The organism is Ruegeria sp. CJ2 (assembly GCF_056536745.1).
Genome location: NZ_JBQFQF010000002.1, coordinates 374,474 through 391,002, shown reverse-complemented (window position 1 = coordinate 391,002; position 16,529 = coordinate 374,474). Strand labels below are relative to the sequence as shown.

At 58.2% G+C, this 16,529-nt stretch carries 17 protein-coding genes; 14 read left to right on the top strand and 3 right to left on the bottom strand.

Features of this window, described 5'->3' with window-relative positions; genetic code table 11:
- Positions 1-3 precede the first annotated feature (3 nt).
- Genes nuoL through ACR0MS_RS04260 form a run of 6 tightly spaced genes read left to right on the top strand, consistent with a single transcriptional unit; the run spans position 4 to position 8,406 of the window.
- Positions 4-2,145: an NADH-quinone oxidoreductase subunit L gene (gene nuoL, locus ACR0MS_RS04285; protein ID WP_480568735.1), complete on the top strand. Its 2,142-nt coding sequence runs from the start codon at positions 4-6 to the stop codon at positions 2,143-2,145.
- Positions 2,145-3,689, top strand: a complete 1,545-nt coding sequence (locus ACR0MS_RS04280) for an NADH-quinone oxidoreductase subunit M (protein WP_480568738.1) — start codon at positions 2,145-2,147, stop codon at positions 3,687-3,689. The genes nuoL and ACR0MS_RS04280 overlap by 1 nt, the downstream gene beginning before the upstream one ends.
- 15 nt (positions 3,690-3,704) lie before the next feature.
- Positions 3,705-5,147, top strand: coding sequence for an NADH-quinone oxidoreductase subunit NuoN (gene nuoN / locus ACR0MS_RS04275; RefSeq protein ID WP_480568741.1), 1,443 nt, complete (start codon positions 3,705-3,707; stop codon positions 5,145-5,147).
- A gap of 54 nt (positions 5,148-5,201) precedes the next feature.
- On the top strand, positions 5,202-5,951 hold the full coding sequence (locus ACR0MS_RS04270; protein WP_480568744.1) for a biotin--[acetyl-CoA-carboxylase] ligase: 750 nt from the start codon (positions 5,202-5,204) through the stop codon (positions 5,949-5,951).
- Between the two features lie 11 nt (positions 5,952-5,962).
- Entirely contained in the window at positions 5,963-6,742 is a 780-nt protein-coding gene (locus ACR0MS_RS04265) for a type III pantothenate kinase (protein WP_480568747.1), read from the top strand.
- The gene (locus ACR0MS_RS04260) at positions 6,739-8,406 is read left to right on the top strand and encodes a ribonuclease J (protein WP_480568750.1); all 1,668 of its coding nucleotides are present in this window, start codon (positions 6,739-6,741) and stop codon (positions 8,404-8,406) included. The genes ACR0MS_RS04265 and ACR0MS_RS04260 overlap by 4 nt, the downstream gene beginning before the upstream one ends.
- 16 nt (positions 8,407-8,422) lie before the next feature.
- On the opposite strand, the gene ACR0MS_RS04255 is transcribed toward ACR0MS_RS04260, so the two are convergent.
- Together ACR0MS_RS04255 and ACR0MS_RS04250 are read right to left on the bottom strand one after the other, a co-directional pair.
- Positions 8,423-9,115, bottom strand: coding sequence for an NUDIX hydrolase (locus tag ACR0MS_RS04255; RefSeq protein ID WP_480568753.1), 693 nt, complete (start codon positions 9,113-9,115; stop codon positions 8,423-8,425).
- Between the two features lie 25 nt (positions 9,116-9,140).
- Positions 9,141-9,539 carry a DUF983 domain-containing protein gene (locus tag ACR0MS_RS04250; RefSeq protein WP_480568756.1) on the bottom strand — a complete coding sequence of 133 codons (399 nt, stop codon included), beginning with the start codon at positions 9,537-9,539 and terminating at the stop codon, positions 9,141-9,143.
- A 191-nt stretch (positions 9,540-9,730) separates the two neighbouring features.
- Here ACR0MS_RS04250 and ACR0MS_RS04245 point away from each other — a divergent pair, with 191 nt between their 5' ends.
- Genes ACR0MS_RS04245 through ACR0MS_RS04230 form a run of 4 tightly spaced genes read left to right on the top strand, consistent with a single transcriptional unit; the run spans position 9,731 to position 11,629 of the window.
- The gene (locus ACR0MS_RS04245; RefSeq protein ID WP_480568759.1) at positions 9,731-10,198 is read left to right on the top strand and encodes an EF-hand domain-containing protein; all 468 of its coding nucleotides are present in this window, start codon (positions 9,731-9,733) and stop codon (positions 10,196-10,198) included.
- Between the two features lie 6 nt (positions 10,199-10,204).
- Entirely contained in the window at positions 10,205-10,819 is a 615-nt protein-coding gene (locus ACR0MS_RS04240) for an RNA polymerase sigma factor (protein WP_480568763.1), read from the top strand.
- On the top strand, positions 10,812-11,159 hold the full coding sequence (locus ACR0MS_RS04235) for a hypothetical protein (protein ID WP_480568766.1): 348 nt from the start codon (positions 10,812-10,814) through the stop codon (positions 11,157-11,159). Before ACR0MS_RS04240 ends, ACR0MS_RS04235 begins: the two co-directional genes overlap by 8 nt.
- Positions 11,156-11,629: a periplasmic heavy metal sensor gene (locus ACR0MS_RS04230; protein ID WP_480568769.1), complete on the top strand. Its 474-nt coding sequence runs from the start codon at positions 11,156-11,158 to the stop codon at positions 11,627-11,629. Before ACR0MS_RS04235 ends, ACR0MS_RS04230 begins: the two co-directional genes overlap by 4 nt.
- A gap of 5 nt (positions 11,630-11,634) precedes the next feature.
- Here the strand turns inward: ACR0MS_RS04230 and ACR0MS_RS04225 are convergent, their stop codons facing one another.
- Positions 11,635-13,017 (bottom strand): diguanylate cyclase, encoded by a 1,383-nt coding sequence (locus ACR0MS_RS04225; RefSeq protein ID WP_480568772.1) that lies wholly within the window; start codon positions 13,015-13,017, stop codon positions 11,635-11,637.
- 87 nt (positions 13,018-13,104) lie between these two features.
- Here ACR0MS_RS04225 and ACR0MS_RS04220 point away from each other — a divergent pair, with 87 nt between their 5' ends.
- The 4 genes from ACR0MS_RS04220 (at position 13,105) to ACR0MS_RS04205 (ending at position 16,492) form a co-directional block, all read left to right on the top strand.
- Complete coding sequence (locus ACR0MS_RS04220) at positions 13,105-13,389, top strand: DUF3572 domain-containing protein (RefSeq protein ID WP_480568775.1); 285 nt, start codon at positions 13,105-13,107, stop codon at positions 13,387-13,389.
- A gap of 24 nt (positions 13,390-13,413) precedes the next feature.
- Positions 13,414-14,106, top strand: coding sequence for an HAD family hydrolase (locus ACR0MS_RS04215; RefSeq protein WP_480568778.1), 693 nt, complete (start codon positions 13,414-13,416; stop codon positions 14,104-14,106).
- A gap of 121 nt (positions 14,107-14,227) precedes the next feature.
- A complete protein-coding gene (locus tag ACR0MS_RS04210) occupies positions 14,228-15,787 on the top strand; it encodes a trimethylamine methyltransferase family protein (RefSeq protein WP_480568781.1) in 1,560 nt (519 codons plus the stop codon).
- A gap of 120 nt (positions 15,788-15,907) precedes the next feature.
- Complete coding sequence (locus tag ACR0MS_RS04205; protein WP_480568784.1) at positions 15,908-16,492, top strand: heme NO-binding domain-containing protein; 585 nt, start codon at positions 15,908-15,910, stop codon at positions 16,490-16,492.
- The last annotated feature ends 37 nt before the right edge of the window (positions 16,493-16,529 follow it).

Below are 16,529 nucleotides of genomic sequence, written 5' to 3'. Positions count from 1 at the left end.
ACTATGGAAACCACCATCCTCTTTGCCCCGCTGGTGGGCGCGCTGATCTGCGGTTTCGGCTGGCGGTTCATTGGTGAGAAAGCCGCCATGTGGACGGCAACCGGCTTGCTGTTTCTGGCCTGTCTGCTGTCGTGGATTGTGTTCTTTGCCTTCGACGGGGTGACACAGCAGATCGAGATCATGCGCTGGATCGAGAGCGGCTCGCTGTCGACAAGCTGGGCCATCCGTCTGGACCGGCTGACGGCGATCATGCTGATCGTCGTGACGACCGTGTCGGCTTTGGTGCACCTCTATTCCTTCGGCTACATGGATCACGACCCGCAATGGCGCGAGGGCGAGAGCTATAAGCCGAGGTTCTTCGCCTATCTGTCCTTCTTCACCTTTGCGATGCTGATGCTGGTGACGGCAGACAATCTGGTGCAGATGTTCTTTGGCTGGGAGGGCGTGGGCGTCGCATCCTACCTGCTGATCGGGTTCTACTACCGTAAGCCTTCGGCGAATGCCGCAGCGATGAAAGCGTTCATCGTGAACCGTGTGGGTGACTTTGGCTTTGCGCTGGGGATTTTCGCGCTGTTCTTCCTGACCGACAGCATCAATTTCTCGGACATTTTTGCCTCGGCCCCTGCTTTGGCGGAAGAGAAACTGCACTTCCTGTGGGGGGAGTGGACCGCGATTGAGGTGATCTGCGTGCTGCTGTTCATCGGAGCGATGGGGAAATCGGCGCAGTTGATCCTGCACACATGGTTGCCCGACGCGATGGAAGGCCCGACGCCTGTGTCGGCCCTGATCCACGCCGCGACCATGGTGACGGCGGGTGTGTTCCTGGTGTGCCGCATGTCGCCGCTGATGGAGTTCGCGCCGGGTGCGACCGGGTTCATCACCGTGCTGGGCGCGTCGACCGCGTTTTTTGCCGCGACCGTGGGTCTGGTTCAGACCGACATCAAGCGCGTCATTGCTTATTCGACCTGTTCGCAGTTGGGGTACATGTTTGTGGCCGCTGGTGTCGGTATGTATTCGGCGGCGATGTTCCACCTGTTCACACACGCCTTCTTCAAGGCGCTGTTGTTCCTTGGCGCGGGGTCCGTGATCCACGCCATGCACCACGAACAAGAGATGACTGAATATGGCGGGCTGCGCAAAAAGATCCCCTATACGTTTTGGGCGATGATGATCGGCACGCTGGCCATCACGGGCGTTGGCATTCCGCTGACGACCTTCGGTTTCGCAGGCTTCTTGTCGAAAGACGCCATCATCGAGAGCGCCTATGCAGGCGGCTCCTCCTATGGTTTCTGGCTGCTGGTCGTGGCGGCGGCGTTTACATCATTCTACAGCTGGCGTCTGATCTTCCTGACCTTCTACGGCACGCCGCGCGGCGACAAGCATACGCATGATCATGCGCATGAAAGCCCGATGGTCATGCTGGTGCCTCTGGGCGTTCTGTCGCTGGGCGCGGTCTTTGCGGGGATGATCTGGTACGGCAACTTCTTTGGCCATGCGGATAAGGTCGGCAAATTCTACGGTATCCCGGTGGCTGAGGCGTCGGAACATGCCGAGGCTGGCGATCACGGTAAGGCCGACGGGCATGGCGATGACAGCCACGCAGATGATGGCCACGGTGACGACCACGCGGATGACGGTCATGGTAAAAAAGATGCGCATGGCGATCATCACTATGTTTTCGCGGGTGAGCCGGGCGAGGGCGCGCTGTATATGGCGCCGGACAATCACATTCTCGACGATGCGCATGCGGCTCCGAAATGGGTCAAGGTCTCGCCCTTTGTGGCGATGCTGCTGGGCTTTGTCGTGGCCTATTGGTTCTACATCGTGAATCCATCCCTGCCGGGACGTCTGGCGCAGAACCAGCGGCCGCTCTACCTGTTCCTGCTGAACAAATGGTACTTTGATGAGATCTACAACGTGATCTTCGTCAAACCCACCGTGGCGCTTGGCCGGTTCCTGTGGAAACGCGGTGATGGCAACACCATCGACGGCTTCCTGAACGGGATCGCCATGGGCGTTGTTCCCTTCTTCACCCGCCTCGCAGGTAAGGCGCAGACGGGCTACATCTTTACTTATGCCTTCTGGATGGTCTTGGGGATAGCAGCCCTTGTCACCTGGATGTCGATCGGCGGAGGCGCACACTAATGGATAATATCCTCTCGATCGTTACTTTCATCCCCGCAGTGGCAGCCGGCATCCTGGCTCTGTTCTTGCACGGAGATGACGACGCCGCGCAGCGCAACGCGAAATGGGTCGCGCTGGTGGCGACCACGGTGACGTTCCTTGTCTCGATCGGCATCTATACGGGCTTTGATCCATCCAACACCGGCTTCCAGATGGTGGAAGAGGGTGAGTGGCTGCTGGGCCTGAAATACAAGATGGGTGTCGACGGCATCAGCGTGCTGTTTGTGCTGCTGACGACGTTCATCATGCCCCTGACCATTCTGGCCAGTTGGAATGTCACCGACCGCGTCAAGGAATACATGATCGCCTTTCTGCTGCTGGAAACGCTGATGCTGGGCGTGTTCATGGCGCTGGATCTGGTGCTGTTCTACCTGTTCTTCGAGGCCGGCCTGATTCCGATGTTCCTGATCATCGGTATCTGGGGCGGGGCGAACCGGATTTATGCGAGCTTCAAGTTCTTCCTCTATACCTTCCTCGGCTCGGTTCTGATGCTGGTGGCGATGGTTGCGATGTACGCGGATGCGGGCACCACCGATATCGAGGCGTTGATGAGCCATCAGTTCTCGTCTGAAAGCTTCAGCGTGATGGGTGTCTACATTGTCGGTGGCATGCAGACGATGATGTTCCTGGCGTTCTTTGCATCCTTCGCGGTGAAAATGCCGATGTGGCCGGTTCATACGTGGCTGCCGGATGCACACGTGCAGGCGCCGACCGCGGGGTCGGTCGTGCTGGCGGCGATCCTACTGAAGATGGGCGGCTATGGCTTCCTGCGGTTCAGCCTGCCGATGTTCCCCGTGGGTTCAGCGGTGATGACCGATCTGGTGCTGTGGATGTCAGCCATTGCCGTTGTCTACACCTCGCTGGTGGCGCTGGTGCAGGAGGATATGAAAAAGCTGATCGCCTATTCCTCGGTCGCGCATATGGGTTTTGTGACCATGGGGATTTTTGCGGCGAACCAGCAAGGCATTGATGGCGCGATCTTCCAGATGCTCAGCCACGGGTTTATCTCGGCGGCGTTGTTCCTGTGTGTCGGCGTGATCTATGACCGGATGCATACCCGCGACATCGACGCTTATGGCGGTCTGGTGATCCGGATGCCCGCTTACGCGCTGGTCTTCATGCTGTTCACGATGGCGAATGTCGGTCTGCCCGGGACCTCGGGCTTTGTTGGCGAATTCCTGACCCTGATGGGTGCGTTTCAGGTCAATACGTGGGTGACGGCTGTGGCGGCGACCGGTGTGATCTTCTCGGCCGGGTATGCGCTGTGGCTGTATCGCCGCGTGGTCTTTGGCGATCTGATCAAGGAAAGCCTGAAGGCGATGACCGACATGAGCTCGCGCGAGCGGCTGATCTTCGCGCCGCTGATCGTGATGACGATCCTGCTGGGCGTCTACCCGTCGCTGGTGACCGACGTGATCGGCAACTCGACCGCTGCACTGATTTCGAACTATGACACGGCTCTGGCCGCGGCAGAGGCCGCGACCCAGTCAGCCGCTTCGCATTAAGGAGGCTTTGGAGACATGATCCAAGCTGATCTGACGATAATCCTGCCAGAGATCGTTCTGGCCGTATATGCGATGTTGGCGCTGATTGGGGCGGTCTATACGTCAAAGGATGGGCTGGCGCCCGCTTTGGTATGGGCCACCGCCGGTTTAATGGCCTTGCTCGCAGTTTGGATTGCGACGAACGGGGACGGTACCAACGTGGCCTTCAACGGTATGTTCGTGGACGACGGGTTCGCGCGCTTTGCTAAGGTTGCGATCCTGTTGTCTGCCGCGGCCGTTCTGGTCATGAGCCAGGAGTATATGGCGCGGCGCGGCTTGCTGCGGTTCGAATACCCGCTGCTGGTTGCTCTGGCCGCCGTGGGTATGATGATGATGGTCAGTGCAGGCGACCTGATGTCCCTTTATATGGGGCTAGAGCTGCAATCCCTGTCGCTTTATGTCGTGGCCGCCCTGCGTCGTGACAGCGCGAAATCGACCGAGGCTGGTCTGAAGTACTTCGTTCTGGGCGCGCTCAGCTCGGGCCTGCTGCTTTACGGTGCGTCGCTGGTTTATGGCTTTACCGGAACCACGCTGTTCTCGGGTATCATTCAGACGGTCCATCACGGAGACGTTTCGGTCGGGCTGCTGTTTGGTCTGATCTTCCTGATCTCGGGTCTGGCCTTCAAAGTCTCGGCGGTGCCGTTCCACATGTGGACGCCGGACGTCTACGAAGGCTCACCGACGCCGATCACTGCCTTCTTTGCCACCGCGCCGAAAGTGGCGGCGATGGCGCTGTTTGCGCGGCTGCTGCATGACGCGTTCGGTGGCGTGGTCAAGGATTGGCAGCAGGTGATCGTCCTGCTCTCGGTCCTGTCGATGCTGTTGGGCGCCGTGGCCGCGATTGGGCAGCGGGACATCAAGCGACTGATGGCGTTTTCGTCCATTGCGCATATGGGTTATGCGCTGATTGGTCTGGCGGCGGGTACGGAAATGGGCATCAAGGCGATGCTGATGTACCTGGCGATCTATGTAACCATGAATATCGGCACCTTCGCCTTCATCCTGATGATGGAACGTGACGGCAAACCCGTCACCGATATCGACGCGCTGCGTCAGTTTGCAAAGCGTGATCCGGGTAAGGCGCTGGCGGTTCTGATCCTGATGTTCAGCCTTGCAGGTGTGCCACCGATGCTGGGATTCTTCGCCAAGTTCGGCGTCTGGCAGGCCGGTGTTAGCGCCGGTCTGACCGGGTTGGTGATCGTGTCGGCCATCGCTTCGGTGATTGGAGCGTTCTATTACCTGCGGATCGTGTTCTACATGTATTTCGGGGCTGAAAATGATGATCCGGTCGAAACCCACTCTTCGCCTGTGTTGTGGACTGCTTTGATGGGGTCGGCCGCGCTGATGCTGGTCGGGGTGGTTTATCAGTTCGGCATTGAAGGCGCGGCTGCGGCTGCGGCTGCAACACTTGTCAACTAAAACGCGCATCACACATTTTTGGGGGGCTCGGTCAGCAGGCCGGGCCTTTTTGCAATGACCCAATGGCCGCAAGGATATGGCCTGCATGTTCTGCAGGAGGTGGATAGCACGCTTAATGAGGCGGCCCGGATCGCACCGACCGCGCAGGGGCCGGTCTGGATTCTGGCTCATCATCAAACGGCGGCTCGCGGGCGGCGGGGCCGGGCCTGGGCCAACCCCAAGGGAAACTTGGCGGCGACGTTGCTATTGCGCCCCGAAGGGAACCCAGAACAGGCGGCGCTGCGCAGTTTCGTCGCGGCGCTTGCGCTGTTTGATGCCTGTGTCGCCGTCACCGGGCGCGCCAGCGGTTTTTCCCTGAAGTGGCCGAATGACGTGTTGCTCAACGGCGGGAAACTGGCGGGGATCTTGCTGGAAAGCACCGGCCACGGGCACGGCGTATCGCATCTGGCCATCGGTATCGGCGTAAACCTGTCCGAAGCACCGCCTTTGCACGCGGTTGAGGCGGGTGCCGTACGCCCGGTTTCCCTGCTGTCGGAAATGGGTGTCGATGTTACGCCCGAGGACTTTTTGACGGAGCTGGCAGCCGCGTATTCGAAATACGAGACGCAGTTTGTCACCTATGGGTTCGAGCCGGTCAGAACGGCCTGGCTTGATCGCGCAGCCCGGTTGGGTGAGGTGATCACCGCCCGTACCGCAGCGTCTGACACGGTGGGAACCTTTGAAACAGTGGACGCGGGTGGCAACCTTGTCCTAAACACCGCCAAAGGCCGCGTCAGCATTCCGGCGGCGGATGTGTTTTTCTGAAGGAGGCTCAAATGCTTCTGGCAATTGACTGCGGCAATACGAATACGGTGTTTTCCATCTGGGACGGGGAAACCTTCCTGTGTACTTTGCGCACGTCTACGCACCACTCGCGGACGGCAGATGCGTATTTTACGTGGTATTCCACGCTGGTAAAACACTATGGCATCGAGGCGGACATCACTGACGTGATCATCGCCTCAACCGTGCCGCGCGTGGTCTTCAACTTGCGCATTTTTGCAGACAGGTTCTTTAATTGCCGGCCGCTGGTGGTCGGTAAACCTGAATGCCTGCTGCCCGTGTCCCCCCGCATTGACGAGGGCACTATTCCCGGACCGGACAGGCTGGCTAATGCGGTTGGCGCGTTTGACCGTCACGGCGGCGATGTCGTCGTGGTCGATTTCGGAACCGCCACGAATTTTGACGTGGTCGCCTCGGATGGGGCCTATGTCGGTGGGATCATCGCTCCGGGCGTCAACCTCAGCCTTGAGGCACTGCATCAGGGCGCAGCCGCGCTGCCGCATATCGACATTACGCGTCCCGAAAAGGTGATTGGTACAAATACGGTTGGCTGTATTCAATCCGGCGTGTATTGGGGCTATTCGGGATTGATCGAGGGATTAATCGCCCGCATCAAAGTGGAATACGGTATGCCCATGAAGGTCGTTGGAACCGGTGGACTTGCGCCCCTGTTCGACCAGGCGGACGTTGGGTTTGACGCGATCGAGGATGACCTGACGATGCACGGCCTGACCGTGATCCATCGCTATAACAAGGAAAATGGCTCAACATGAGCAGTGAACGACTGATCTATCTGCCGCTGGGCGGTGCAGGCGAAATCGGCATGAATGCCTATGTCTATGGATATGGCAAGCCGGGGCAGGAACGTCTGATCCTCGTCGATCTTGGAGTGACGTTCCCGGATATGGACACCACGCCGGGCGTCGATCTGATCCACGCCGATATTTCGTGGCTGCAAGAGCGCGCAGATCGTCTGGACGCGGTGTTTGTCACCCACGCCCACGAAGACCACGTAGGTGCGGTTGCCCATTGTTATGAGGCGCTTGGCGCACCGATCTACGCCCGCGCCTTCACCGCGAACATTGCGCGGCGCAAGATGGAAGAGCGTGGCCATCCTGAAGATGCAGTGCAGACGGTTTCGGCCTGGCCAGAGCAGATATCAGTTGGCCCTTTCACGGTTGGATTCTTGCCGGTTTCGCATTCGATCCCTGAAAGCGCTGCGTTGGTCATTGATACACCCGAGGGGCGGATCGTGCATTCCGGTGACTTCAAGCTGGATGCCAATCCGGTTGTGGGCGAACCTTTCGACCCGGACCTCTGGGCCGAAGTCGCAAAGCCCGGCGTGAAGGCGCTGGTGTGTGACAGTACAAACGTGTTTTCCCCTCATGACGGGCGATCGGAATCCGAGGTCGGGCCTGAAATTACCAAGCTGGTGGAGAATGCCAGCGGTATGGTCGTGGCCACGACTTTTGCGTCGAATGTCGCGCGGGTGAAAACGCTGGCCGAGGCGGGGCAAAAAGCAGGGCGCTCGGTCGTTTTGCTGGGCCGCGCGATGCGCCGGATGATCGAAGCGGCGACCGAAACAGGAATTCTGTCTGATTTCCCCAAAGTAATCAGCGCGGAAGAGGCGGTGGATGTGCCGCGCCAGAACCTGATGCTGATCGTGACCGGCAGCCAGGGCGAGCGTCGCGCCGCCAGTGCGCAACTGGCCCGTGGCAAATATCGCGGGATCGAGCTCAAAGAGGGTGACCTGTTCCTGTTCTCGTCCAAGACAATTCCGGGAAACGAGCGGGGCGTGATCTTCATCATCAACCAGCTCAGCGAAAAAGGCGTGGATGTGGTCGATGACAGCTCTGGTCTGTATCACGTGTCAGGCCATGCCAACCGGCCGGATCTTGAGAAAGTGCACGCGCTGATTGACCCGCAGATCGTGATCCCGATGCATGGTGAGCATCGACACCTGCGCGAACACGCGAAACTTGCCGAAGCCGGTGGTCGGACAGGTGTTCTGGCCGTGAACGGCACAATGCTGGACCTGACCGGCAATGCGCCAAACGTGGTGGATTACGTCGAAACGGGCCGGACCTATCTGGACGGCACCGTCAAGGTTGGCGCTTTGGATGGCGTCGTGCGTGACCGCATCCGAATGGCGCTGAACGGTCATGTGACCGTGACAGTCATTCTGGACGAAGAGGACGAACCGCTGGGCGAGCCATGGTGCGACACGATGGGGCTGCCCGAGATCGGGTCCTCGCGCGCTGCATTGGTTGAAGTCCTTGAAGAAGACCTGAACCAGTTCCTGATGCGCGCCGATGCCAAAACGCTGCGCGATGACGACAAGCTGGAAGAAGCGATGCGCCGGATCGTGCGCCAGACGGCCAAGTCGGAGATCGGCAAAAAGCCCGAAGTCACCACTGTTATCAGCAGGATGAAATAAGCGGTCGTCGACCGCCTTAAGGCATTGGATAGCCTTTGAGCTTTAGGAACAGGCTTTCTTCTTCCTGATTCAACAGGAAGGGGACAGATGTTGGCGGCGAGGTGTCTGTGACCCGCGCCGTGATTTCGGCCAGCACGACTTCGGTAATGAAAGGAAGGTCGAATTCGCGCGCGCGTTCCAACGGAACCCATTGCAGATGAGACAATTCGTCGGACGCGCGGCTGAAGTCATCCAGATCCCCTTGAAGTGCAGAGGCATCGACAAGGAAAAACCGTGCGTCAAACCGGCGGGGACGCCCAGGAGGGGTCACCGCGCGGAAGACAAATTGCAGCGCCTCTGCCGCCGGACGAAAACCCAGTTCAGCAAAACCGGTCCAATCCACTGGGGCAGGCGTAGGCCATGCTTCTGGGTGCCCCAACACCAGCCCGGTTTCCTCCCACAACTCACGAATTGCAGCGGCGGCCAGCGCGTTTTGCAGGTTCGGTTCGGACCTCTCCGCCAGACGTTCCTGGCACAGGGACGGCATGTCAGAGGCCAGAGGGATCTCGGCATCTTCCTTGTCGACCGCGCCACCGGGAAACACGAATTTGTTGGGCATGAACGCGGCTTTGGCACCGCGTTGCCCCATCAGGATAGACGGCTTTGTCATACGGTCGCGCAGAACGATGACCGTCGCGGCGTCACGGATCGCTGTTTTATCAACCTTCATGCTGTGCCCATCTGGATCGTCTGAATCATTGCGATTTTTCAAACCCATGCATACGGCGTGCCCATTGATAGGCGACAACAGCACCCTTCAAACGCGGCAACAGGAACAGGGACAGGGCTGTGCAACCAATCGCGAAAACCAGGAACATCGTCAAAGGCTCGGGCCGCCAATGCACGTATGAGATATGCAGCGCCGGTGCCAGCAAATGCCCGACCAGAAGAATCGTCAGATAAGCCGGGCCATCATCCGCCCTGTGGTGGAACAGCTCTTGCCCGCAGGATGCGCAACTGTCGTTCACCTTCAGATAGCTGTGCAGCAGCTTTCCCTCGCCGCATTTTGGGCAACGGCAACGAAAACCCTTGGCCAAAGCTGGCCAGGTTGGTCGGTCTTCCTGGGTCGTGGCGTCGATCGCTTGATCTGTCATCTTGATACTCGCGCGTTCCGATTTGTGGGATATTGCGCATGTTTTGGCCTGTAGAAAAGGGGGGTGCGTCGCTTTGTGTCCTAAAAGGGATCGAAGATTTTTTTGAAATTCTGCGACGGAACCTGCGCGCAGTGGCGTTTGAACCTATGTGAGCAGCGGCAAAGGCGCCGCACAAACAAAGGAAAACCGATATGAAAAGCGCGAAATTTATCCCGGCGATTGTTCTCTCGGCTGTCGCGATTACAGGCACCTCGGTTCTGGCGGCAGGTCCGCGCGGTCACGAACCTGTGACCTTTGAGGAACTGGATGCCAACAATGACGGGCAGGTGACGCTAGAAGAAATGCAGGCCCACCGAAGCCAGCGATTCACCGACGCAGATTCCAACGGAGACGGTCAACTCAGCGTCGAAGAGATGCAGGCGGCCAGCCAGAAGAAAGTGAACGAACGCGTCTCGAAGATGTTTGAGCGGCACGATGCCAATCATGACGGCTTTCTGAGCGAGGACGAGTTGCCCAAACCGCGCCGCGCTGACAAGATGTTTGACCGTATAGATGCGGATAACAGCGGTGCGATTTCGGAGCAGGAATTTGCAGATGCAAAAGACAAGATGGGTCGGCACCATAAAAAGCGCGACAAAGGCGGTTCTGACGACAGCTGATGCGGGATGGAGGATCTGACCCCTTCATTGAAAGATGTTCGCGGTGCCACCTGCACCGCGGACACACCCGGCGATGATGTCTTGCTGGGTCAGTTCGCCCGTGGCGACGCAATGGCCGCGCGTGTTCTGACTGACCGACTTGGGCCGCGAAGTTACTCGGTCGCCCTGCGAATGCTGGGGTCACGGGCTGAGGCCGAAGATATCACGCAAGAGGCCATGATGCGCCTGTGGAAGATGGCTCCGGATTGGGTTCCGGGGCAGGCCAAGGTTTCAACATGGCTGTATCGCGTCACGATGAACCTGTGTGTGGATCACTTGCGCAAGCAGAAACCTGACCGTCTGGCCGATGTTCCAGAGCCAGAGGATGGTCAGGCCAGTGTTGCAGAGCGCATGCAGGACGAAGCCCGCAAGGATGCGCTGCAACTGGCCTTGTCGCAACTGCCCGAGCGCCAGCGGCAAGCCGTTGTTTTGCGGCACATAGAAGAGTTGCCCAACCCCGAGATTGCCGGGATCATGGGTATTTCCGTAGAAGCGGTCGAGAGTCTGACCGCGCGCGGAAAACGGAGTTTGATGGCCATCCTGTCCGATAGGCGTGGTGAATTGGGGTATGACGATGACTGAAGATGAAAAACAACTGGATCAGTTATTTGCGCAAGCCCGTCAGACTCGACCAGAGTTGCCGGATACTCTTGCGGTACGCATCCTGACGGATGCCGAGGAAGTGCGCTTGGGTCAGACGACGCCTGCAGGCAAACCTGCTCGTTCGCTATGGACGCGGATTGTCGATGGCGTCGGGGGCTGGCAGGGCATGGGGGGGCTGGTCGCGGCCAGCGCAGCGGGTGTGTGGATCGGCTTTGCGGCTCCGGGCTTTTTGCCGGACCCCGCCACTTACATTTACGGGCAGGAAACGAGCTTTGTACTCGCCGACCTGGATACATCATTTCTGGAGGACACCGAATGAGCGATAGTCCGCAACGCAAGCGTCGGTGGATGCCAATCCTGTTGGCCCTGTCCCTTGCACTCAATCTGTTGATCGTCGGAATGGCTGTCGGAACCGTATTGCGGGTCAAAGGCAATGATCACGCCAAAGCACCGCCCGGGTTTGGTTCTGCACTTTATCGCGCCTTGCCAAAGGATGACCGCAAGGCTCTGCGTGGTGATTTGTCGGATCGGCACAGAAAAGGGTCAAGCAGCCGCTCTCAGGATTTTGCAACGCTGAATGAGGCGTTGCGCGCCGACCCCTTTGATCCCGCCGCGGTTCAGACACTGCTATCCCGGCAGGCGCAGTCCATGGCGGATCTGCAAGTGGCACTTCAGGAGCAGTGGCTTGACCGCGTCACGGCAATGACAAGTGACGAGCGCGAGATTTATGCGGACCGTCTGGAAGAGGTGGTTCGGCGCGGGCCACACGGACGCAAGAAAAAGGACTAAGGGTTTCAGGCGGCGCATTGCCTGACCCGCACCTGATTTCTTCCGGCTTTCTTTGCGGCGTATAGGGCGGTATCCGCAGACCTGATCAAGCCATCCACCGGAGCGACTTGGGACTTGTGAGGTCCGGTTGCGATTAGCCCGATACTGATGGTGACCTGCACCAATTTTTGATTGTCTGGCGGCGAAAAGGGGGATTGGCGGATGCAGTCACACAAGGTTCGGGCCATGGACAGGGCACCTGACTGATTTGTTTCTGGCAGGCCAATCAGAAACTCCTCTCCGCCGATGCGGGCTACGAAACCGGCTGATCCAATCGCGCGTTCCATACGTTTGCCAGCTTCGGTCAGCACAAAATCACCTGCGACGTGGCCGAAACGGTCATTGATCGACTTGAAATGGTCCAAGTCCGCCAGCATCACCGCAAATCCCTTGTTGGCCTGTGAGGACCTGCGCGCAATTTGATCCATGGCGTGCATGGCATACCTGCGATTGTGAAGCCCGGTCAGAGGGTCGATCCAGGATTCAGCGATCCCCCGGTAAAGCGATGCGCGCATCTGATCCAACCGGGATTTCCGGGCGATTTGGTTTTCAAGCCGCAGCACCACTTCGTCCGTGCAGAAACCACCCAGGCAAATCGCGTCCACCCCGCGATCAAGCGCATCGGCGGCAAGCTGTGCGTGTTCCTGAGACAAAATGCCAACGATCACCGTTCGCCTTGTGCCGACCCTCGATCGCAAGTCTGCAAGGGTATTCAAGGTCTTCGCGTTGATTTCTATGACAATTGCATCAGGTCGGGGGCCCGACAAAAGCCCCTGCAAATTCGAAGAAGTATGCGCGGTCAATGCATGCCGCGTTCTCCCAGACAACGCCTTGTGCCACAATGCACTTGTTTTGGTGAGTTGAGCCAGAACAGCGACACGGGCGGACTTTTGGGGGGGTGTGAAGCCAGTCGCAGGCTCGGCAAAGCCTATCGGTTGTGACCCACTTCCCATTTTGAGCTCCTGTGTCTCGGCGCGTGCGCGCAAAAGGCTGCGGACTCGGGCAAGCAGGAGCGTGTCCTTGAAAGGCGGCGCAAGGACATCGTCCAACCCATCCGCAAGTGCCTTCAGTCTGGCCGCCTTGTCATTCTGAGCAGCAATCGCCACCACCGGCACGTCGGCGAGGTCGGGATCGGCCACCACCAGCTTTTTGACCTCTGCAGCGGTGCCATCCGGCAAGGATTGCGCAGTCAGGACAAGGTCGGGACGTGTGCGCCGCAACAGCCCCGCCAGACCCTCCAGCTTCTCGCCCTGCACAACGTGATACCAGGCCGCCGTCAGCTGAACCTTCAGCATGATGCGATTGGTCGAGGTCCCGTCTAGGACAAGGATGGTTCCCTGAACTGACATTTGTGTCACCGTTGATTGCATGCGTTGCCAAAGTGTTTATGAGTCTGGTTAACAAACCCTTTCCAATGTCTGATCCGGGGCAATTTAATGGTAATCTCTGCCCAATCCGCTGAAACTTTGGCCCTGAACGTATTGGGTTGGCTCGTTGGGAACGAGGAATTGCTGCCGGTTTTTCTGGGATCGACCGGCGCATCCGTTCAGGATCTCAAAGACAGGACTCAGGACCCGGATTTCCTTGGGTCGGTCCTTGATTTTCTTGTGCTTGACGATTCGTGGGTGATGTCCTTTTGTGACGCCAATTCCGTACCTTACGAACTGCCCGGCCAGGCCCGTGCCGTTCTGTCTGGTTGTGCGGACATGCACTGGACCTAAAGCTTTTCCCTGCGGGAGCACGTAATGCCCATTCACGCGATTCTGTTCGACAAGGACGGCACTCTGTTTGATTTTGCCAATACATGGGGCGCTTTCGGGCGCAATGTGTTGCTGCGGTTGGCAGATGGAAACCATCAGCACGCGACGGAATTGGGCCGCATCATCGGGTTTGATCTGGACGCCGTAACCTATTCCGAAGACAGCATCGTGATCGCCGGAACCGTGGAAGAGGTAGCCGAGGTCTTGGTCCCGCATCTTCCCGATATGGAACACGAAGCGCTGATTGATTTACTGAACGTCGAATCCGCCTCGGCGCCGCAGGCTCCTGCAGTTCCGTTGGCGCCTTTCCTGAACGGATTGCGCGAGGCTGGGTTGAAATTGGGTGTGGCCACGAATGACGGCGAGATGCCTGCCTTGGAACACCTGGCGTCAGCCGGGATAAGAGATCATTTCGATTTTGTTGCAGGGTATGACAGTGGACATGGGTTCAAGCCCGGACCAGGTCAGCTTTTGGCCTTTGCCGCGCATGTTGATGTCGCCCCTGAACGGGTCGCGATGGTTGGCGACAGTCTGCACGATCTACAGGCCGGGCGTGCTGCGGGAATGACCACAATCGGGGTGCTGACCGGATTGGCCCCGGCCGAGACTTTGGCACCTTTTGCAGATGTTGTATTGCCCAATATCGGGCATATCCCGGGCTGGCTGGCCAAGGACTGAATAAACCACGGTCAAAATCGCCGGTCTGGGTGTTGAAACCGACATAGCTTGTCGCAGACAGAGCGGCCAGCCTCCCGTCTTCGGGGCTTGCTTAAAGCAACACCAGTTTCGGGAGGGTCCAATGGCCGACACAAAAACGCGCAGACGTCGCAGTGGTGGACGTGCAGGTGCAGCCGAGCGCAGAGGCACCGCCGTGATCGACCAGATGCCCTGGAACCCGCCGGTCAATATCGACAACCCGACCGAACCGCTGGACGCGGCCGGGATCGGGGCGATCCACGAAGGCGCCATGCGTATCCTTGAAGAGATCGGGGTCGAGTTCTACAACGAAGAAGCCATCGGCATCCTACGTGAAGCGGGATGTACAATTGACGGCGACAACGTCCGAATGGGTCGGGATTTTGTGATGGAGATGGTGGGAAAAGCACCGTCTTCCTTCTCGATCACGCCGCGCAACCCTGATCGTAAGATCGAAATCGGGGGGCGGAATATGCTGTTTGGCAACGTGTCCTCTCCGCCAAATTACTGGGACATGGAGATCGGAACCAAGGTTCCGGGGAACCGCGAAATGTGCCGAAATTTGTTGAAGCTAACGCAGTATTTCAACTGCATTCACTTTGCCGGGGGATACCCGGTGGAACCGGTTGATATCCATGCCAGTGTCCGGCATCTGGATGTGTTGTATGACAAGCTGACCCTGACAGATAAAGCCATGCACGCCTATTCGCTGGGCAAGGAGCGGGTCGAGGATGTCATGGAGATGGTCCGTATCGCAGGTGGCCTGACCCATGAAGAATTCGAGGCCGAACCTCGGATGTACACCAACATCAACTCGACCTCGCCGCTGAAACATGATCACCCGATGATTGACGGATGCTTGCGGCTGGCCCGGCGCGGTCAGGCGATCGTCGTTACTCCGTTTACATTGGCGGGGGCCATGGCACCTGTGACGATGGCAGGGGCCGTGGCGCAATCTCTGGCCGAGGCGCTGTGTGCGATTGCTCTGTTCCAATACGTCAGGCCGGGCATTCCTTGCGTCATCGGCACGTTTACCTCGAACGTCGACATGAAATCCGGCGCGCCCGCATTCGGAACCCCGGAATACATGCGCTCCACTCAGATGACAGGGCAGATGGCCCGGTACTACGGCCTTCCCATGCGGTCCTCGGGCGTGTGCGCCGCAAACGTGCCCGACGGTCAATCCGTTTGGGAGACGTCGAACTCATTGTGGGCGGCCGTGCAATCCGGAACGAACATGGTTTACCACGCCGCGGGCTGGCTGGAGGGCGGGCTGATCGCCAGCCCCGAGAAATTCATTATGGATTGTGAAGTTTTGCAGCAAATCCAAAGGTATATGCAGCCAGAGATCACGGCGACGGGGCCTGACGAAATAGCGTTGGACGCAATAAAAGCAGTCGGAAATGACGGCCATTTCTTTGGCATTCAACACACACAGGATCGGTACACGACCGCATTTTACCAACCCTTCCTGAGTGACTGGAAGAACTATGAAGGCTGGAACGTCGCCGGCGGTATCTGGACGGCCGAGCGTGCCCATCACATGTTCAAAGAGATCATCACCAGTTTTGAACCGCCTGCAATGGACGAAGGCATTCGGGAGGAGCTGGCCGAGTTCGTCACACGTCGCAAGGCTGAGGGTGGCGCGCCGACAGACTTCTAGGGGCAGGGCGCACGTATCGCAGAGAGACTAGGCCCAATTCTAACTATCGGGCTGGTCATCTTGGCTTTTTGTTAAGGATTCTCGGATCAGACTGAGCATGTAACCACATTGGGGCATCTCATGCATGGTCTGATTAATCGGGCGGTACAGTCATTTGTTTGCGCGACTTACGGACAATCGTGCTGGATAAAGGTGACCGAAGCGGCGGAACTGGGATTTTCCGAGTTTGAGGCCATGCTGGTCTATGACGACGAAATGACCTTGCGCGTTCTGGACATATTATGCGCGAACCTAAAACGGTCGCGCGGGGAACTCCTTGAAGACCTGGGCACTTATCTGGTCTCGCATCCCAACATGGAGGGGCTGCGCCGGCTTCTTCGATTTGGCGGTGAAACCTATGTCGAGTTTCTGCACTCACTCGATGATTTGTCCGACCGCGTTCGTCTGGCCGTCAGCGATCTGAGTTTGCCCGTGCTCGAGTTGAGAGAGGTGTCGCCTGCGGAATTCCAACTCTACTGCTACCCCGGCCTGAAGGGGTATTCGAGCGTCATGGTCGGGATCTTGCGCGCCATCGCCGATGACTATGGTGCCTTGGCAATTTTGTCCCATGCTGGCGCTGATGGGGATGTCGAGATTATTTCAATCGTTCTGATTGAAAGCGCGTTTGCCGAAGGGCGACAATTCGATCTGGGGGCGCGTGGTTAAAGTTGGAGACATCAGATCTTTCATCACTGCTGGGACT